We start from the raw sequence: 19,426 nt of genomic DNA, 5'->3' as shown, positions 1-19,426 counted from the left end.
AAACACAGCTGCGCCGATGGTAGTGTGGCTCTAGCCATGCAAGAGTAGGTCATCGCCAGGGTCTTTATCCCGCAAAACCCCGGACCTTCTGGTCCGGGGTTTTGTCTTTGTCGGATCGTGGTTCGCGTAGTTGGAGGGCATGGCTTTCCATTTCCGCGTCGTACTGGGATCATCGGACCTCAACCCGATGGGGAGCGGGCATGCGTGAGAGCAGTGCGAACGATGTTCTGATCCTGGGCGGTGGCCACAATGGCCTGGTGTGCGCCGCTTATCTGGCTGCGGCGGGGCTCAAGGTGCAAGTGTTGGAGCGCCGCCCGCTGGTGGGGGGCGCGGCGGTGACCGAGGAGTTTCACCCGGGTTTTCGAAATTCCGTTGCCAGCTATACGGTCAGCTTGCTGAACCCGCAGGTGGCCCGGGACTTGCGCCTGCGTGAGCATGGCCTGCGCGTGGTGGAACGGCCGCTTGCGAATTTCCTGCCGCTGCCGGATGGGCAATGCTTCCGGCTGGGTGGGGAGCAGACGCTGGCGGAGGTGGCGCGGTGGTCGTCCCGGGATGCGCAGCGGCTGCCCGAGTACCATGCGATGCTGGCCCGCATCGTCGTTGTCCTGCGCGAATTGATGCAGCGCACGCCGCCAAACGTCAGTGACCGTTTCGTGCTTGCCGATTGGATTCAGTCGGTGCAGGTGGCGCGTCAATTGCGGACGCTCGACATGAGCGGCCGCCGCGACCTGCTCGACCTGTTCACCAAGTCCGCGGGGGAGTTGCTGGACGATTGGTTCGAATCCGCCCCGCTCAAGGCCGTGTTGGGTTGGGATTCGGTGGTGGGCAATTTCGCCAGCCCTTACACGCCAGGCAGTGCTTATGTGCTGCTGCATCACCTGTTCGGTGAGGTGAACGGCAAGCCGGGTGTCTGGGGGCACGCCATCGGCGGCATGGGGGCGATCACGCAGGCGATGCGCAAGGAATGCGAGGCGCGGGGCGTGAACATTGCCACCGATGCCGAGGTTTCGCGCCTGCTGGTCGAGGATGGCAGGGCGGTGGGCGTGGTGCTGCACGATGGCCGCTGCCTGCGTGCCGACACCATCGCCAGCAGCCTCAACCCGAAACTGCTGTACGGGGCCTTGGTGGACCCGGGGCAGTTGGATGACGACACCCGCCGACGCATCCAACGCTACCGTTGCGGCTCCGGCACGTTCCGCATGAATGTCGCGCTTTCCGAGTTGCCGGATTTCACCTCGATGCCTGGCCGGAAGTTGCAACCGCACCACCAGAGCGGGATTCTGATCGGGCCGTCGTTGCAGTATTTCGAACAGGCGTATTTCGATGCGAAGTCACGGGCGTTCAATCCCGGCTGGGCTCGGCAGCCGATCGTCGAGATGGTGATTTCCTCGACGCTGGACGATACCCTCGCGCCGCCCGGCAAGCATGTGGCCAGCCTGTTCTGCCAGCACGTGCATCCGCAGGTCGAGGGCGTGTGGGATGCGCATCGGGACAGCGTGGCGAAATTGATGATCGAAACGGTGAATGCCTATGCCCCGAATTTCGCCGCCAGCGTGCTGGGCCACGAGGCGCTGAGCCCGCTTGATCTGGAATCCCGCTTTGGCCTGGTGGGGGGCGACATCTTCCACGGCGCGCTGGGGCTCGACCAGATGTTCAGTGCCCGTCCGTTGCTGGGGCAGGGCCGCTACCGCGGTGCGTTCGCGGGCCTGTACCTGTGCGGCTCGGGCAGCCATCCGGGCGGTGGGGTGACCGGGTTGCCCGGCCGCAATGCGGCCAGGGAAATCCTCGTCGACCTGCGTCGCCGCCCGCGTCCGCGCTGACATCGCGGCTTATATTGCAGTGCAGCGTGCAACTGCTTCAGGTTTCCTTCACGATCGCCCCGCGTCCCGACGTGGGGGAGGGAGCAGGCCCGCTGAGACTTCGGTCGAAGCGGGCTTTTTTACGTCTGCAATCCGGGCTCAGCCGCCGACTTTCATGGCAGCCATGGCCATCAGCCCCAGCACGCAGCAGAACCCGCCCAGCCATGACAGGCTGCGCAAAGCCTGCTGCACGCCGATGTAGAACACGCCGTGCAGGATGCGGAAGCCGACGAACGCCATCGCCAGCCAGGCCACCCGCTGCGGATCGACCTGCGCGAACTGCGCCATCAGCACGGCGGCGGCGAACGCGGGGAAGGCCTCGAATGCATTGAGGTGGGCGGCATAGGCGTTGCGGACCCGGTAACTGTCCTGCTTCGCCACCCAGCCGCGCGGGTCCTTGTTGTTGTAGCCAGGCGCGCTGGTCTTGGCGAGGACGGCCCACCCATAGGGCAGGCAGGCGGCAACGAGGATGCAGCAATAAGCGATGAACATGCGGAGCTCCTGCGGTTGGATGCGGAAGGGTCGGGCCGGGATGGTCACTTGCGGTCGTGGCGGGGGGCTGCGGAGGGCCGCATCGCATCACGCGTGGCGCGGAACGGGCTGCCCGCGTACCAATTGGGCCACTGCCCGGTGTTGGCCAGGGTGTCACCCAGGGCGCGCAAGGCTTCGAGGTCCTGGAGGATGCCATCAAGCTTCCAGCTGCCGGCAGCATAGGTATCGGCAGGCTGGTGGTAGCGTTCGGAGGTATACCCGCGGGTGGCCGCTTCTCCTGCCGCACGGCCACCATCGAGCAGGTCGGTGCCGCTGCCGATGTACAGCGCCGGCACGCCGGCCTTGGCGAAGTTGAAGTGGTCGGAGCGGAAGTAATAACCGGCAGCGGGATCGGCTTCATCCGCCACGTGGCGCTGCTGCCTGGCAAGGATCGGCTTGAGCAAATCCTCCAGTTGCGAGCTGCCACGCCCCACCACGACCATGTCGCGGGCCTTGCCGATCGGCAGCATGGCATCGAGATTGATTGCCGCCACGGTCTTGTCCAGCGGGATGGCCGGGTGGGCGACGTAATAACGGGAACCCAGCAGGCCGGATTCCTCCAGCGTCACCGCCAGGAAAAGGATCGAGCGCCGGGGGGGCACGGGGGCACTGCGCAGGGATTCCGCCAGTTCCAGCAAGCCGGCAACGCCGGTGGCGTTGTCCACCGCGCCGTGGTAGATCGCGGCGCCGGCGTCGCTGGCCTGGGTGCCCAGATGATCCCAATGGGCCATGTAGACCAGGGTTTCGCCACTGCGGTCGCTGCCGGGCAGCAGGCCGAGCACGTTGCGGGATTGGGTGTGCACCACCTTGCTGTCCAGCGACAGCGATGCCGTGGCATCCAGCGGCACGGCACGGAAGCCGGGGCGATTGGCGGCGGCCCGCAACGCGTCGAGGTTCTGGCCTGCTGCCTTGAACAGGGCGGTGGCCGCATCGCCGGTGATCCAGCCCTGCGCTTGCAGTCGCGGTGCCGGGTCGTCCTGCGGGGGCAGGTCGTATTGCGGGCCGGACCATGAACTTTTCACCACATCCCAGCCATAGGAGGCACCGGCGGTGTCGTGGATGATGAGGGCGGCGGCGGCCCCCTTGCGTGCGGCCTCCTCGAATTTGTAGACCCAGCGGCCGTACCAGGTCATCCGCCTGCCATCGAACAGGTGTGGGTCGTTGGCGTGGAAGCCGGGGTCGTTGACCAGTATCACCACGGTCTTGCCCCGCACGTCGATGCCGGCGTAGTCGTTCCAGTCGCGCTCGGGGGCATCCACGCCGTAGCCGACGAACACCAGCGGGCTGTCCTTGAGGTTGACATGTGCCTGTCCGCTGCGCGTTCCCACCACCATCTCGGTGCCGAACGCCAGCGGCAGCACGGTGTCGCCAGCGGTGAAGCTGAGCGTGGTGGAGGGACTGGCGGTGGTGCCCACCATCGGTACCGCCTGGAACCAGTCCGCACCGTTGCCCGGTTGCAGCCCGATGCGGGCGAATTGCGAACGGATGTACGCCACCGTGCGGTCTTCGCCGACGGTACCCGGGCCGCGCCCAGCGAAGGCGTCCGATGCCAGTTGCTGCACGTGCTCGGCAAAATCCCCCGGGGTGATGGCCGGGCTGAAGGCGTGGTTTCCCGCTGCCGCGTGCAGGTTGCCCACCGTGGCGGCGCTGGTGCCTGCGCCCGCATCGCCGGCCCGGTGGGAAGAGCAGGCGCACAGCACCAGCAGGGCGAGGATCGGCAGTGCGTTGCGCATCGGTGCATTCCGGCGGGGCTGCACCGATTCTAGCCCGCTCAATCGCGCGGCGGCGCATTGCCCTCGTAGCGCTGCGCCACCGCTCCGCGCACAGGGCCGATGCGGGCGCTGGCGTGGACGAACAGCTTGACGCTGCGCTCGAAGACCAGCTCGCCATCGACTACGGCGTTCGGGCCAATCACCACCCGTGGCACCTTGGGCGAGCCGAACAGATTTGCCAGCCCGCCCTGCGGCTTGCTGACCTTGATGCCGCCGGCCACGCGCGAATCGGCACCCACCGTGATGTCGCCGTTCACGGTGTCGATGCGGCCACCCACTTCGGTGCCCACCAGTCCGATACCGCCGTTGACGGTGCTGATGTTGCCGCGTACCTGGCTGTCGCGGTCGCTGAAGATGCCGCCATTCACGGTTTCGATGTCGCCGTCGATGCGAGCCTGGCGACCGAAGCGAATGCCGCCGTTGACGGTGGACACATCGCGGGCATGCACGCCTTGGCCGGCCTCGATGCCGCCGTTCACGGTGCCCACGTCGCGTGCGCTGGCACCTTGCGCAAGGCTGATGCCGCCGTTGACGGTGCCGAGGTCGCCATAGGCCTGGCCGGCGTCGGCGCTGATGTGGCCGTTGACCTTGTCGATGTCGCGTAGTGCGCCCGTGGACTGCGGGGCGGCGGCTGCGGCGGCGCTGCTTGCCAGCAGCAGGGTGCAGAGCAGCAAACGATTCATCATGGCCTCCCGGCCCTGTTTGTGGTGTGGATGGGATGCGCGGGGCAGGCACAGGGTTTAGGCACCGCTACAATTCGGTTTCCCCCTCCCGCGCCTCGTGCAGGAAACGCTGTGTCCATGCCTTCGTCCCCCCGCCCCGCCCCCGTCGTCCTGTTGATCCTCGATGGCTGGGGGCATCGCGAGGAAACCGTCGACAATGCCCTGGCATTGGCCCAGTTGCCGAACTGGCGGCGTCTGCTGGCGGCCTGCCCGCACACCCTGATCCATACCGAAGGCCGTTTCGTCGGCCTGCCGGACGGACAGATGGGCAATTCCGAGGTGGGGCACATGAACCTCGGGGCCGGACGCATCGTCTACCAGGACCTGACCCGCGTGGATGCCGCGATCGAAGACGGCAGTTTCTTCGCCAACGCCGAACTCGACGCCGCCTGCGACGCGGTCAAGGCCACCGGCGGCACCCTGCACGTGATGGGCCTGCTGTCGCCCGGTGGCGTGCACAGCCACGAGCGGCACATCTTCGCGATGCTGGAACTGGCCAAGCGGGCCGGCGTGGCGCAGGTGGCGGTGCATGCCTTCCTCGATGGCCGCGATACCCCGCCGCGCTCGGCCGAGACCAGCCTGCGGGCATTGCAAGCGTTGTGCGATGGACTGGGCAATGCCGTGATCGCCAGCGTGGGGGGGCGGTACTACGCCATGGATCGGGACAATCGCTGGGAGCGTGTGCAGCAAGGCTGGAATGCCATCGTCGAGGCCGGGCCCGAGCATGCACAGCCCGATGCCCTTGCCGCACTGCAAGCCGCGTACGCGCGCGGCGAGAACGATGAGTTCGTGATGCCCACGGTGATTGCCGGCGCGCAACCGATGCGCGATGGCGATGCGGTGGTGTTCATGAACTTCCGTGCCGACCGCGCACGCCAGCTTGCTGCAGCGTTCGTCGATCCGGCATTTTCGGGTTTCCAGGCGCGGCGTCCGGCATTGGCGAAGTTCGTGTGCCTGAGTGAATACGATGCCAGGCTGCCGGCGGCGGTGGCGTTTGCGCCGGACGACCTGCGGCAGACCTTCGGCGAAGTGGTGGCCTCTGCCGGCCTGCATCAGCTGCGCATCGCCGAAACCGAAAAATACGCGCACGTCACCTTCTTCTTCAGCGGTGGGCGCGAGGCCCTGTTCGCCGGGGAGCAGCGGGTTCTGGTACCCAGCCCCAAAGTCGCCACCTACGACCTGCAACCGGAAATGAGTTGCCCCGAATTGACCGCAAAACTGGTGGCGGCGATCCGGGCGCGCACCTTCGATGCCATCGTCTGCAACATCGCCAACCCGGACATGGTGGGCCACACCGGCATCCTGGAGGCGGCGATCCGGGCGGCGGAGGCGGTGGACGTGGCGATCGGCGCGGTGAGCGACGCCGTGCGCGACGTTGGCGGCGCGCTGCTCGTCACCGCCGACCACGGCAATCTGGAAATGATGCGCGACCCGGAAACCGGCCAGCCGCACACCTCGCATACGGTGGGCCCGGTGCCGCTGGTCTACGTGGGCGAACGCACCGGCGTGCATTTGCGTGAAGGCGGGGCGTTGCGCGACGTCGCACCCACGTTGCTGGACCTGCTGGGCCTGCCCAAGCCCGTCGAAATGAGTGGCGAAAGCCTGTTGGCTGCCCCCTGATGCGATGGCAGCGCGCCAGCCTTGCCTGTCTGTTGCTGCTCATGGCCGGGCAGGCCCCCGCGCAGGATGCCCGGGATACCGAAAAGCAATTGCAGCGGGTGCGCGGGGAATTGCGCGAAGTGGCCACCCAGCGGCGGCAACTGGAAGGCCAGCGCGGCGATGCCAGCCGCCGCCTGCGTGATGCCGATGTCCAGGTAGGCAGCACCCAGCGGGTGTTGCAGCAGACCCGTGAGCAGATCCAGCGCGATGGCGAGGCATTGGCGAGCTTGCAGGCGCAGCGCGCGACCCGGGCCGACGACCTGGCCGCGCGCAAGGCCGAGCTGGCGCAGTTGCTGCGTGCCGCGCAGGCACAGGGCACGGCATCGCCACTGAAGGCGTTGCTGGCGCAGGACCGGGTAGCCGATGCCGCGCGCGCGCTGCAATTGCAGGGCTATTTGCAGCGTGCCCAGGTCGAGCGCATCCGCGAGCTCACGGCCGACATCACCCGCCTGCAAGGGCTCGAGGCGGATATCGCCCAGCGCCGCAACGCCCTCGATGCGGCGCATCGCGCGCAAGCCACGCAACTGGTGCAGTTGCAGCAGGCACGCCAGCAACGCGCCGGGGTGCTGGCCGAACTGGAACGGCAGTACCGGGACCGCAGCGCGCGGGAGAAAGCGCTGGGGCAGGACGCGCAGGCGTTGCAGTCCCTGCTGGCGCAACTGCGTGCGGCGGCGGCCAGGGCGGCGCGGGACGCCGCGCGCGCGCGCGCGGAAGCCGAGCGGCAAGCCAAGGCCAGCGGCAAGCCGGCACCGAAGCGTGCGCAGGTGGCCAGCGCGCCGGCAGTGCGCGTGGGCGGGCTCAGCTGGCCGGTGACCGGCAACCTGCTGGCCGGTTTCGGTGGCCGCCTGCCTGACGGACGCCGCAGCGATGGCGTGCTGATCGCGGCCGCCGCCGGGACGGCGGTGAAGGCGGTGGCCGATGGCACGGTGGTGTTCGCCGACTGGATGACCGGCTACGGCAGCATCCTGATCGTCGACCACGGCAATGGCTACATGAGCCTGTACGCCCACAACGACGCCCTGCTGCGCGAGGCGGGCGATGTCGTCAAGCGCGGCGAGACGCTGGCCACGGTGGGCAGCTCCGGCGGCCAGGCCAGCCCGGCGCTGTATTTCGAGTTGCGCCGCAATGGTGCGCCGGTGAACCCGTCCGGCTGGTTGACGCGGCAATGACGGCCCCTGTCCGGCGGCGGGTTTTCGCAGGCATGATGAAGGAACCTGCCGCCTTCGCGGCAGGTCGATGACAACACTCGACTCCTCGGGTATCCAGCATTGGAGCAACGCATGCGGGCCAGGTTTCTTTCCCTCTTGATCGCGTGCGCGTTCGCGCCGGGCGCGCTGCTCGCGCAAAGCGCACCCGCCGCACCCGCCGCACCCGCCGCGCAGGACGCGCAGGACGCGCAGGACGCGCAGGACGCACCGGCCGCCAGCGACGATCCCGATGCCGTGGAGTTGGCCGGGGCCAAGGTGCCGCTGGAGGAAATCCGTCGCTTCGTGACCGTCTACAACGCGGTCAGGCAGGCCTACGTGGACCCGGTGGACGACCGCAAGCTGATGCAGGCGGCGGTACAGGGCTTGCTGCTGGATCTCGACCCCCACAGCGCCTATCTCGAAAAAACCGATGCCGAGGATTTCGACGAGCAGACCCGTGGCAGCTACGACGGCGTGGGTGTCGAACTGCAACAGTTGCCTGATGGCGCGTTGCGGGTCATCTCGCCATTGGACGACAGCCCGGCCGAGCGCGCCGGCCTGCGCAGCGGCGACCGCATCATCGCCATCGACGGCAAGCCGCTGTTGGCCGGGCAGGGCGATGCGTCCACCCCGCTGCGCGGCAAGGCCGGCAGCAAGGTGGTGGTGAAGGTGGTGCGGGAGGGCGTGCGCGCGCCATTCGAACTGACCCTGCTGCGCGACACCATCCGCGCCGCCAGCGTGCGTGCCCGCATGCTGGAACCCGGCTTCGGCTATGTCCGCATCTCCAGTTTCCAGGCGCCCACCGCCGCGGATTTCGTCAAGCAGCTCGATGCCCTGCAAAAGGATGCACCGTTGCGCGGATTGGTGCTGGATCTGCGCAGCAACCCTGGCGGCCTGCTGATCGGGGCGGTGCAGATTGCCGATGAATTGTTGCCGTCGGGCAACATCGTCAGCACGCGCGGGCGCGAGTCGATCGGTAACAGCCGCTACGACGCCACCCCCGGCGATCGCCTGCACGGTGCGCCGCTGGTGGTGCTGGTGGATGCCGGTTCCGCCAGCGCCGCCGAGGTGCTGGCCGGGGCGCTGCACGACAACCAGCGTGCCCGCGTGGTGGGGAGTCGCACCTTCGGCAAGGGGTCCGTGCAGACCTTGCTGCCGTTGGACAACGGCGATTCGGTGAAGCTCACCACCGCGCGCTACTACACCCCCAGTGGGCACTCCATCCAGGCGCTGGGCATCGTGCCCGACGAGGTGCTGCATCCGGAAGGCGATGCGCGCAAGCCGGCACCGATCAGTGAAGCGGAGTTGCCGGGACATCTGGCGGCGGAGTCGGGGGCGCAGGAAGGCGACAATGCGGGGGAAGTGCTGCCGGGAACGAAGCCGGTCGATGCCGCACTGCTGGTGCTCAAGCGCATGGCCGGGGGAGTGCAACCCGCCGGCAAGCCGGCGGCGGGCAAGGCTCAGTAACCGCGGCTGCGGCGCAGCCTGCGGGCAATCGCCGCGCGTGCCAGCAGCGCGTACAGCATCCCGAAGACGAAGCCGGCGATATGCGCCGGCCATGCCACGGTGCCGAACGCGGGGCCGCTGTAGGCGAACACCAGTTGCAGTAGCGCCCACAGCCCGATCAGCAGGAACGCCGGCACCCGCACGAATTGCAGGAACAGGCCCAGTGGCAGCACCACCCCCAGGCGGGCCCCCGGGAACAGCGCCAGATAGGCACCGATCAGAGCCGAGACCGCCCCGCTGGCACCGATCACCACCCGGTCCGGGCTGCCGATGGCCAGCACGGCGGCCAGATTGGACACGGCCCCCCCCAGCAGGAACAGCAGCAGCAGGCGGCCGCCGCCCATCGCGCGTTCTGCGGACAGGCCGAAAATCAGCAGGAACACCAGATTGCCCAACAGATGGATCCAGTCCGCATGCAGGAACAGTGCGGAAAACAGCCGCAACACGCTGCCATCGGCAACCGCCTGCCGCCAGTCGGCCAGCGAATCCAGCCCGCCGGTGAGCACGCCCCAGTCCAGCGCGCTGCTGCCATGGCCTGCCGGTGCGCGCAGCGCCACCACCACGTAGGCCAGCCACAGTGCCGAAAACAGCAGCGGTGTGGCCCAGGTGACGCGGCGGCGTTGGCGAGGAGGGATGCCGACAAACATGATCGAAGATGGCAATCGCGTGGGCGGGAATGTTATGTCGCGGTTAAAGGTGCGGTATAGTCAATACGGCGACGTACGTCGGGGGGAGGGCTGCCGCAGGCAGAAGACTCCGGTGGCGCGCACGAGGCGACACGCGAAGCGGGCATTCTGCATGCCGTTCGCACACGGCCACAACCAAACAGCTTACCCACTCACCGGAGAAACTCGATGAGCAACAACCGCAAGATCCGTGCTTCGGCACTCGCACTGGCCGTCATCGGCACCCTGCTGGCCGGCCAGGCCATGGCCTCCGGCTTCCAGCTGCGCGAGCAGAGCGTGAAGAACCTGGGCCGTTCCAGCGCCGGCAGCATGGTCGGCAAGGACGCTGCCGTGGTGTCCCTGAACCCGGCCGCGATGGTCAACCTGGACAAGAACACCTTCCAGGCCGACCTGACCGTGATCGACCTCAACGCCAAGTTCACCGGCGGCGGCAGCATCCTCGGCAATCCGGCCGCCTCGCTGTCCGGCGGCAACGGCGGCGATCCGGGCGACCCCACCCTGGTGCCGAACATGGCGGCCGTGTTCCCGATGCATGGCGCGCTGGAAGGCCTGACCCTGGGTGCCAGCGTGGGCGCACCGTTCGGCCTTTCGACCAATTACGACAAGAACTGGGTGGGCCGCTATCGCGCGCTGGAATCCGACGTCAAGACCGTCGATCTGACCCTGTCGGCTGCTCTCAAGCTCAGCGACGGCATCTCGATCGGCGCCGGCGTGATCTGGGAGCGTGGCGAAGCCACCCTGAGCAAGGCCATCGATTTCGGCACCGCGATCTGCGCCGGCTCCGGCAACCCGCTCAACTGCTTCAACCCGAGCTATCCGTTCAAGCCGCAGCAGCTGGATGGCAGCCTGACCGTGAAGGGCAGCGACAACGGCATCGGCTATGTGGTCGGCGCGCAGATCGTCCCCTCCGACAGCCTGGCCATCGGCGTCAGCTACCGTTCCGAAATCAAGCATGAGCTGAAGGGCTCGCTGGACTTCGTGGGCGTGCCGGCACTGCTGGGCGCCGATCCGCGCTTCGTCGACGGCCCCGGCGGCGCCCGCCTGGTCACCCCCAGCGTGACCACGGTCAGCGTGAAGTACGCGGTGGCACCGAACTTCCGCCTGCTGGCCGACTACCAGTACACCGGCTGGGATTCGCTGCAGGACGTGACCATCAAGCGCGCCAGCGGCACCGTGGTGGGCAGCGAGCCGTTCCATTGGAGCAACACCAGCTTCTATTCGCTGGGCGGCGAGTACGACCTGTCCCCGGCCATCACCCTGCGTGCGGGCATCGGCTTCGACAAGACCCCCACCCACGACGCCTACCGCACCCCGCGCCTGCCCGACAACGATCGCACCCTGTACTCGATCGGTGCCAGCTGGAACGTCAGCGACAACCTGTCGCTGGATGCCGGCTACCAGCGCATCGAGATCAAGTCGCCGACCGTGGCGCTGGGCGTGGACATCGCGTCCGGCAACACGTCCACCCTGGTCGGCAAGTTCGCCGGCCATGCGGATCTGTTCGGCGTGTCGATGCAGTATCGCTACTGATCCTTGCGGGTCAGTTGCAACAGGAAAAGCCCCGCTTCGGCGGGGCTTTTTCGTTGCGGAACGCTGCTGTCGCGAAGCGCCGCAAGGCGCGTGCTGCGCCTTGCGGAACAGGCACGGCTCAATCGCCCAGGGTCAGCAGCGAGGCGTTGCCGCCGGCGGCGGTGGTGTTGACGGTGACCGTCTTCTCGGTGGCGAAGCGTGGCAGGTAGTGCGGGCCACCGGCCTTCGGGCCGGTGCCGGACAGGCCCTGGCCGCCGAACGGCTGCACCCCGACCACCGCACCGATCTGGTTGCGGTTGACGTAGATGTTGCCGACCTTGGCGCGCGCCACGATGCGGTCGATGGTGGCGTCGATGCGCGAGTGGATGCCCAGGGTCAGGCCGTAGCCGGTGGCGTTGATCGCATCGACCACCGCGTCCAGCTGGTCGGCCTTCCAGCGCACGACGTGCAGCGCCGGGCCGAACTTCTCGCGGTCGAGGGCGTTGATCGACGGCAGTTCCCACGCGGCGGGGGCGAAGAACGTGCCGTGCTCGGTACCGGCGCCGAGCGTGGCCTTGGCGATCGGCTTGGCCTCGGCGTCCATGCGCGCGGCGTGGGCGACCAGGATCGCCTTGGCATCCTCGTCGATCACCGGGCCGACGTCGGTGGACGGCAGGCCGGGGTCGCCGACGCTGAGTTCGGCCATCGCACCGGCCAGCATGCCGATCACCTTGTCGGCGATGTCGTCCTGCACCAGCAGCACGCGCGCCGCCGAGCAGCGCTGGCCCGCCGAGGTGAAGGCCGAACCCAGCGCGTCCTTGACCACCTGTTCGGGCAGCGACGAGCTGTCGGCGATCATCGCGTTCTGGCCGCCGGTCTCGGCGATCAGGGTGGCGATCGGGCCGGACTCGCGGCTGGCCAGCGCACGGTTGATCAGGCGCGCGGTCTCGGTGGAGCCGGTGAAGCAGACGCCGGCCACGCGCGGGTCGCGGGTCAGCGCCGCGCCGACGGTGGCGCCGTCGCCCGGCACGTACTGCAGGACGTCCTGCGGGATGCCGGCTTCGTGCAGCAGTTGCACGGCGGCGAAGCCGATCAGGTTGGTCTGTTCCGCCGGCTTGGCGATCACGCTGTTGCCGGCCGCCAGCGCGGCGGCGATCTGGCCCAGGAAGATCGCCAGCGGGAAGTTCCACGGGCTGATGCAGACGAACACGCCGCGGCCGGCCAGCTGCAATTGATTGGCCTCGCCGGTGGGACCGGGCAGGGCGATCGGGGCGAAGTGCTCGCGCGCCTGCAGCGCGTAATAGCGCAGGAAATCCACAGCCTCGCGGACCTCGGCGATGCCGTCGGCCAGGGTCTTGCCGGCTTCCTTGATGCACATCGCCATGTAGCTCGGCATGCGCGCTTCCAGCAGGTCGGCGGCATGCTCCAGCAGCGCCGCGCGCGAGGCGGCGGGCGTGGCGTCCCAGGCGGGTTGGGCGGCCACGGCATTGCGCAGGGCCTGCTCGACGCTGGCGGCATCGGCGGCCTGCCAGTGGCCCACCGTTTCGCGACGGTCGGCCGGGTTGGTCACGGCGAGCGTTTCGCCACTGGGCTGGATGCCCGGCACCAGCACCGATGCCTTCCAGCTGCCGGCACCTGAAGCGTTGAGGGCAGCGGCGAGATCGCGCAGCTGGTCGTCGTTGGCAAGGTTCAGGCCCATGGAATTGTTCCGGGATTGGTGTTGGCTGCGATAGAGGTCGACCGGCAGCGGGATGCGGGGATGCTGGATGTGTTCGAGCGCGGACACGAAGTCCACCGGGTCGCGAATGAGTTCTTCGACCGGGATGGTGTCATCGGTGATGCGGTTGACGAAACTGGAATTGGCACCGTTTTCCAGCAGCCGGCGCACCAGGTACGGCAGCAGGTCTTCGTGGCTGCCCACCGGCGCGTACACGCGGCAGGGCACGTCCAGGCGGTCGGCCGGGATCACCTCGGCATACAGGTCGTCGCCCATGCCGTGCAGTTTCTGGAATTCGAAATCGCGGCGGCTGCGCATCGCCCGCGCCATGCGGTGCACGGTGGCGATGGTCTGCGCATTGTGGGTGGCGAACATCGGGTAGACCGCGTTGCCGTGCTCCAGCAGGCGGCGGGCATTGGCGATGTAGCTGACGTCGGTGTTCTGCTTGCGGGTGAACAACGGATAGCCGGCCTGGCCGTCCATCTGCGCACGCTTGATCTCGGCATCCCAATACGCGCCTTTCACCAGCCGCACCGGGATGCGACGGCCCAGTTGCCCGGCCATCTGCGCGATGTAATCGATCACGAACGGGGCACGCTTCTGGTAGGCCTGCACCACGATGCCGAAGCCGTTCCAGCCTTGCAGCGAGGCATCGGCCATGACTTGGAAAATCAGATCCAGCGACAGCTCCAGCCGGTCGGTTTCTTCGGCGTCGATGGTCAGGCCGATGCCGTAACGGCGTGCCAGTTGCGCCAGTTCCAGCAGACGGCCGCCCAGCTCGTTCAGCACGCGTGCGCGCTTGGCGTGCTCGTAGCGCGGGTGCAGGGCCGAGAGCTTGACCGAGATGCTGGGCGCGGCGAACACGTCGCTGCCGGCAAAGCTGCCGTTGGGGCCGGTCTGGCCGATGGCGTGGATCGCGCCCAGGTAAGCCTCTTGGTAGCGCAGTGCATCGCGGGTGGTCAGCGCGCCTTCGCCCAGCATGTCGAAGGAATAGCGGTAGTTGGCGTTGTCGCCCTTGCGCGAACGCGCCAGCGCCTCGTCGATGGTGCGGCCCAGCACGAACTGGTGGCCCATGATCTTCATCGCCTGGCGAACCGCCAGCCGGATCATCGGTTCGCCGGCACGTCCCACCAGGCGCTGGAAGGCGCCATGCACGTCGCGCTTGGTGTCGTCGGCCAGGTCGACCAGCTTGCCGGTCAGCATCAGGCCCCAGGTGGAGGCGTTGACCAACACCGAATCGGATTGGCCCAGATGCTTCTTCCAATTGGCATCGCCCAATTTGTCGCGGATCAGCGCGTCGGCGGTGCCCTGATCGGGGATGCGCAGCAGGGCTTCGGCCACGCACATCAGCAGCACGCCTTCCTCGCTGCCCAGGTCGTACTGCCGCATGAAGGCTTCCACCACGCCCTGGTTCCTGGCGCGGGCGCGCACCCGGCGCACCAGATCGGCGGCCACGGCCTGGGCGGCATCGCGGTCGGCGGCGGGCAGGCGGGCTTGTTCCAGCAGCCAGCGCACATGGGTGGCTTCGTCGCGGATCCAGCCGGCGGTGACGGCTGCGCGTGGCGCGGGCGGAACCGGCATGACCTCGGGCGAGAGGATGTGGGGAGTGGAAATGGCGGGGGAGGGGGGGGTGCTCATGCGCCCGGGGGCCGTGTTTGCAGGGGGCCATAGTGTAGATCGCCGGCGCGGTTTGAGTCTGTGCCGGTTGCCGTCAGGCCGTTGCGTCAGTAATCTTTGATCCAGATCAATGTCGGCCAGATTTCTTTTGACCGCTTGATGCAGGTCAAGACGGGTGTCGCCGTGGCGGCAGTTCGTCGAGGGGGCGGAACGGGCCCGCAAGGGCCGCATGGCCTCGCGGGTGCGCTCCGGGGCGATCCGTTTCGGAATCCAAATTTCAGGACAGGTGGGGCTTGGCGTGATGACATCCCGTCGTTTCAAACAACTGGTGCCGGCCGCGCTTGCGGCTGCGGTACTGCCGCTGCTGGCGCAGGCCCGGACGGCCGCCGATCCGCATCGCTGGCAGCTCAACATGGCCGAAGGCGTGACCCCCACGTCGCATGCGGCGTACGACGCGCACATGATCGTGCTGTGGGTCTGCGTGGTGATCGGCGTGCTGGTGTTCGGGGCGATGGCGGTGGCCATCTTCCGGTTCCGCAAGTCGAAGGGTGCGGTGCCGGATACCGGCTTCGTCCATAGCACCAGGCTGGAGGCGGTGTGGACGGCGATCCCGGTGCTGATCCTGATCGGGCTGGCGTTCCCTGCCACCAGCGGCCTGCTGCGCATGTACGACGTGCGCGATTCGCAGATGACCGTGAAAGTGACCGGCTATCAGTGGATGTGGAAGTACGAATACCTGGGCGACGGGGTGAGCTTCACCAGCCGCCTCGATCGCAAGAGTGATGACCTGCGCCAGAGCGGCAAGGTGGTGACTGCGGCCGATGACCCGCATTACCTGTTGAACGTGGATCACGTATTGGTGCTGCCGGTGGATACCAAGGTGCGCTTCGTGCTGACCGCCGACGACGTGATCCATTCGTGGTGGGTGCCGGCACTGGGCTGGAAGCAGGACGCCGTGCCCGGCATCGTCAACGAGGCGTGGGCCCGGATCGAGCAGCCGGGCATCTATCGCGGCCAGTGTGCCGAGTTGTGCGGCAAGGACCACGGGTTCATGCCGATCGTGGTCAAGGCGGTGAGCAAGGCCGAGTTCGCGCAGTGGCTGGCGGCGGAAAAGGCGAAGAACGCCCCGGCCCCAGTCCCGGCAGCGCCTGCCCCGGCGACGCCTGCCCCGGCCGAAGCCGCCCCGTCGGTGGCACCCGCCACGGCAGCGCAACCCGTCCAGACCGCCGCCGTCCAGGCCGGTTGATCCACGCACCGCATTCCAGAAGGCCCATTTCATGTCCGCTACCCATCCAGACGCCGTTGGCCAGCACGACCACGGGCACCATTCGCAGGGCTTCATCGAGCGTTGGTTCTTTTCCACCAACCACAAGGACATCGGCACGCTCTATCTGGTGTTCAGCTTCACCATGGCGATCGTCGGCGCCGCGCTGTCGGTGGGCATCCGTGCCGAGCTGATGGAGCCGGGCCTGCAATTCGTCAAGCCGGAAACCTTCAACCAGCTGACCACGATGCACGCGCTGGTGATGATCTTCGGCGCGATCATGCCGTCCTTCGTCGGCTTGGCGAACTGGATGGTGCCATTGCAGATCGGCGCGCCGGACATGGCGCTGCCGCGCATGAACAACCTGTCGTTCTGGATCATGCCGTTCGCCTTCATCCTGCTGCTGGGCACGTTCTTCCTGCCGGGCGGCGCTCCGGCCGGCGGTTGGACGATGTACCCGCCGCTGTCGTTGCAGGGCGGCAGCAACCTGGCGTTCGCGATCTTCGCCATCCACCTGATGGGCATCAGCTCGATCATGGGTGCGATCAACATCATCGCCACCATCCTCAACATGCGTGCGCCGGGGATGGACCTGCTGAAGATGCCGATCTTCTGCTGGACCTGGCTGATCACCGCGTTCCTGCTGATCGCGGTGATGCCGGTGCTGGCCGGGGCGGTGACCATGCTGCTGACCGACCGCTTCTTCGACACCAGCTTCTTCAATGCGGCCGGCGGCGGCGACCCGGTGATGTACCAGCACATCTTCTGGTTCTTCGGGCATCCCGAGGTCTACATCATGATCCTGCCGGCGTTCGGGATCGTGTCCGAGATCATCCCCACCTTCAGCCGCAAGCCGCTGTTCGGCTACCAGGCGATGGTGTATGCCACCGCCGCCATCGCCTTCCTGTCGTTCATCGTGTGGGCGCACCACATGTTCGTGGTGGGCATGCCGCTGGGTGGCGAGGTCTACTTCATGTTCGCCACCATGCTGATCTCCATTCCCACCGGGGTGAAGGTGTTCAACTGGGTCACCACCATGTGGCGCGGTTCGCTCACCTTCGAAACCCCGATGCTGTGGGCGATCGCGTTCGTGGTGCTGTTCACCATCGGCGGCTTCTCCGGGCTGATGGTGGCGGTGGTGCCGGCCGACTTCCAGTACCACGACACCTACTTCGTGGTGGCGCACTTCCATTACGTGCTGGTGACCGGTGCGCTGTTCGCGATCATCGCCGCCATCTACTACTGGTGGCCGAAGTGGACCGGTCGCATGTACAACGAGACGCTGGCCAAGATCCATTTCTGGTGGACCATCGTGTTCGTGAACGTGCTGTTCTTCCCGCAGCACTTCCTGGGGCTGGCCGGCATGCCGCGCCGCATCCCGGACTACAACGTGGTGTTCGCGGACTGGAACCTGGTCAGCTCGATCGGTGCGTTCGGGATGTTCCTGACCCCGTTCTTCATGGCCTTCGTGCTGCTGCATTCCAAGAAGCACGGTGCCAAGGCGGAAGCGCGGGCATGGGAAGGCGCGCGCGGCCTGGAATGGACGGTGCCGTCGCCGGCGCCGCACCATACCTTCGAGCAGCCGCCGGTGATCCGCGCCGGGGATCTGGCCCATGGCGATGTCGAACACTGATCCGGGAGCTGCAATGCGTCATCCGCCCGTCCCCGTGGATCCCGATGTCGAGGCGCGCCGCAAGCGCGCCCGGCGGACCGCGTGGCTGTTCGCCGGGATCGCGCTGGCGGTGTACGTGGGGTTCATCCTGTCGGGCGCGCTGGGGCGGCACTGAGCATGGCCGGCATCCGCGAGCATGGGGTGTGGAAGATGGTGGGCGTGGCGCTGGCCGCGTTCGTCTTCGCTTTCTCGCTGGTGCCGCTGTACCGCATCGCCTGCCAGAAGGTGTTCGGGGTGCGGCTGGAACAGGGGCCGACAAGCGCGGCCACGGCTGACGCCAAGGCCACGCCGACTGCGCGTTGGGTGACGGTGCAGTTCGATGGCGGCGTGAATTCCAAGCTGCCGTGGAAGTTCGCGCCGGAGCAGCAGTCGATGCGGGTGCAGCTGGGCCGCCAGTACCAGGCGCTGTTCTTCGCCCGCAACGTGTCCGACCACGCCATCGTGGGCAATGCGGTGCCGTCGGTGGCACCGGCGCGTGCTTCGGGGTATTTCAGCAAGACCGAATGCTTCTGCTTCACCGCGCAAACGCTGGCCGCCGGCGAGTCGCGCGACATGCCGGTGCGGTTCATCGTCGATCCGGCACTGCCCAACGGCGTCGCCACCATCACCTTGTCGTACACCTTCTTCAAGAACGATACCCAGACCGCCGCGCTCGCGGCCGGTGCGGGCCAAGCCGGGGCGGTTCGCGCCGCCCCCTGACCATCCAGACACCACCGATCGGAAATCGCCATGGCCAATGCCCACGCTGCTCCCGGCAGCCACGCCCAGGACACCTACTTCGTCCCCCACAGCAGCAAGTGGCCGGTGTTCGCCTCGGTTGCCATGTTCGTCACCATGGTGGGGTTCGCCAACTGGCTCAATGACGTCAGCTGGGGGCGCACGGTGTTCTACATCGGCATCGCCGGGTTGCTGGCGGTGCTGTTCAAGTGGTTTGGCGACGTGATCCGCGAGTCGCTGGCCAACCACTACAACAAGCAGGTGGATGTGTCGTTCCGGATGGGGATGGTGTGGTTCATCTTCTCCGAAATCTTCTTCTTCGCCGCTTTCTTCGGCGCACTGTTCTATGCACGCCAGTTCGCCTTGCCGTGGCTCAGCGGCGAAGGCCATGGCGGCATCACCCACGAGTTGCTGTACCCGGGCTTCAGCGCGGGTTGGCCCAGCAATGGCCCGCGCGACATCGGTGGCAGCTTCCAGACCATCGCGGCGTGGGGCCTGCCGCTGCTCAATACGCTGATCCTGCTCAGTTCCGGCGTCACCGTCACCATTGCCCACCACGCGCTGAAGGCGGGCAAGCGCGGCGTGCTGCTGCTGTTCCTGGGTGCCACCGTGCTGCTGGGCGGCATCTTCCTGTACTTCCAGTCCACCGAGTACATCCACGCCTACCACGCGCTCAACCTGACCCTGGGGTCGGGCATTTACGGCTCCACCTTCTTCATGCTGACCGGTTTCCACGGCGCGCACGTGACCCTGGGCACGATCATGCTGGCGGTGATGTGGTTGCGTTGCGCCAAGGGCCACTTCAGCAAGGACAATCACTTCGCGTTCGAAGCGGTGGCCTGGTACTGGCACTTCGTGGATGTGGTGTGGCTGGGCTTGTTCCTGTTCGTGTACGTGCTCTGAGCCGGCGACCCGCCGAGAAGACAAAGGCCGGCGATGCCGGCCTTTGTGCTGATGACGCCATGCGCGACACGACGACGCGATGGCCGGGCCCGACCCGGCCTGGCG

General features: G+C 67.3%; 14 protein-coding genes and 1 pseudogene. 10 read left to right on the top strand and 5 right to left on the bottom strand.

Annotated features, from left to right (window positions below):
* The first annotated feature begins 200 nt into the window (after nucleotides 1–200).
* Nucleotides 201–1,820 carry a phytoene desaturase family protein gene (locus ACE3OK_RS02180; RefSeq protein WP_374247880.1) on the top strand — a complete coding sequence of 540 codons (1,620 nt, stop codon included), beginning with the start codon at nucleotides 201–203 and terminating at the stop codon, nucleotides 1,818–1,820.
* Between the two features lie 138 nt (nucleotides 1,821–1,958).
* On the opposite strand, the gene ACE3OK_RS02175 is transcribed toward ACE3OK_RS02180, so the two are convergent.
* The 3 genes from ACE3OK_RS02175 to ACE3OK_RS02165 are packed head-to-tail and all read right to left on the bottom strand — an operon-like array spanning nucleotide 1,959 to nucleotide 4,845.
* On the bottom strand, nucleotides 1,959–2,351 hold the full coding sequence (locus tag ACE3OK_RS02175; RefSeq protein ID WP_374247879.1) for an MAPEG family protein: 393 nt from the start codon (nucleotides 2,349–2,351) through the stop codon (nucleotides 1,959–1,961).
* Nucleotides 2,352–2,395: 44 nt separating this feature from the next.
* A complete protein-coding gene (locus tag ACE3OK_RS02170) occupies nucleotides 2,396–4,123 on the bottom strand; it encodes a M28 family metallopeptidase (protein WP_374247878.1) in 1,728 nt (575 codons plus the stop codon).
* Between the two features lie 38 nt (nucleotides 4,124–4,161).
* Entirely contained in the window at nucleotides 4,162–4,845 is a 684-nt protein-coding gene (locus ACE3OK_RS02165) for a hypothetical protein (RefSeq protein WP_374247877.1), read from the bottom strand.
* Between the two features lie 117 nt (nucleotides 4,846–4,962).
* Here ACE3OK_RS02165 and gpmI point away from each other — a divergent pair, with 117 nt between their 5' ends.
* From gpmI to ACE3OK_RS02150, 3 genes and pseudogenes are all read left to right on the top strand, one after another.
* A complete protein-coding gene (gpmI, locus tag ACE3OK_RS02160; RefSeq protein WP_374247875.1) occupies nucleotides 4,963–6,504 on the top strand; it encodes a 2,3-bisphosphoglycerate-independent phosphoglycerate mutase in 1,542 nt (513 codons plus the stop codon).
* Entirely contained in the window at nucleotides 6,504–7,712 is a 1,209-nt protein-coding gene (locus ACE3OK_RS02155) for a murein hydrolase activator EnvC (RefSeq protein WP_374247874.1), read from the top strand. The genes gpmI and ACE3OK_RS02155 overlap by 1 nt, the downstream gene beginning before the upstream one ends.
* A gap of 111 nt (nucleotides 7,713–7,823) precedes the next feature.
* A pseudogene (locus tag ACE3OK_RS02150) lies at nucleotides 7,824–9,194 on the top strand (S41 family peptidase); the annotation flags it as partial.
* Here ACE3OK_RS02150 and ACE3OK_RS02145 read toward each other — a convergent pair.
* On the bottom strand, nucleotides 9,191–9,883 hold the full coding sequence (locus ACE3OK_RS02145; protein ID WP_374247873.1) for a rhomboid family intramembrane serine protease: 693 nt from the start codon (nucleotides 9,881–9,883) through the stop codon (nucleotides 9,191–9,193). The pseudogene ACE3OK_RS02150 and the gene ACE3OK_RS02145 overlap by 4 nt on opposite strands.
* A 207-nt stretch (nucleotides 9,884–10,090) precedes the next feature.
* Between ACE3OK_RS02145 and ACE3OK_RS02140 the strand changes: the two genes are divergently transcribed.
* The gene (locus ACE3OK_RS02140; RefSeq protein WP_374247872.1) at nucleotides 10,091–11,452 is read left to right on the top strand and encodes an OmpP1/FadL family transporter; all 1,362 of its coding nucleotides are present in this window, start codon (nucleotides 10,091–10,093) and stop codon (nucleotides 11,450–11,452) included.
* Nucleotides 11,453–11,570: 118 nt separating this feature from the next.
* Here the strand turns inward: ACE3OK_RS02140 and putA are convergent, their stop codons facing one another.
* On the bottom strand, nucleotides 11,571–14,786 hold the full coding sequence (gene putA, locus ACE3OK_RS02135) for a bifunctional proline dehydrogenase/L-glutamate gamma-semialdehyde dehydrogenase PutA (RefSeq protein WP_374247871.1): 3,216 nt from the start codon (nucleotides 14,784–14,786) through the stop codon (nucleotides 11,571–11,573).
* Between the two features lie 280 nt (nucleotides 14,787–15,066).
* Here putA and coxB point away from each other — a divergent pair, with 280 nt between their 5' ends.
* From coxB to ACE3OK_RS02110, 5 genes are read left to right on the top strand one after another with little or no spacing between them, the layout of a single operon-like run.
* Complete coding sequence (gene coxB, locus ACE3OK_RS02130) at nucleotides 15,067–16,011, top strand: cytochrome c oxidase subunit II (RefSeq protein WP_374247870.1); 945 nt, start codon at nucleotides 15,067–15,069, stop codon at nucleotides 16,009–16,011.
* A 31-nt stretch (nucleotides 16,012–16,042) separates the two neighbouring features.
* Entirely contained in the window at nucleotides 16,043–17,662 is a 1,620-nt protein-coding gene (ctaD, locus tag ACE3OK_RS02125; protein WP_374247869.1) for a cytochrome c oxidase subunit I, read from the top strand.
* A gap of 13 nt (nucleotides 17,663–17,675) precedes the next feature.
* Nucleotides 17,676–17,816 carry a hypothetical protein gene (locus tag ACE3OK_RS02120; RefSeq protein ID WP_374247868.1) on the top strand — a complete coding sequence of 47 codons (141 nt, stop codon included), beginning with the start codon at nucleotides 17,676–17,678 and terminating at the stop codon, nucleotides 17,814–17,816.
* A 2-nt stretch (nucleotides 17,817–17,818) separates the two neighbouring features.
* Nucleotides 17,819–18,400 (top strand): cytochrome c oxidase assembly protein, encoded by a 582-nt coding sequence (locus tag ACE3OK_RS02115; protein ID WP_374247867.1) that lies wholly within the window; start codon nucleotides 17,819–17,821, stop codon nucleotides 18,398–18,400.
* 30 nt (nucleotides 18,401–18,430) lie between these two features.
* The gene (locus tag ACE3OK_RS02110) at nucleotides 18,431–19,321 is read left to right on the top strand and encodes a cytochrome c oxidase subunit 3 (RefSeq protein ID WP_374247866.1); all 891 of its coding nucleotides are present in this window, start codon (nucleotides 18,431–18,433) and stop codon (nucleotides 19,319–19,321) included.
* The last annotated feature ends 105 nt before the right edge of the window (nucleotides 19,322–19,426 follow it).

Origin of the sequence: Thermomonas sp., assembly GCF_041905325.1 — a bacterium.
Taxonomy (GTDB): Bacteria; Pseudomonadota; Gammaproteobacteria; order Xanthomonadales; family Xanthomonadaceae; genus Thermomonas.
Note: the sequence above shows the minus strand (reverse complement) of the source record. Positions and strands in the feature narration are given on the sequence as shown.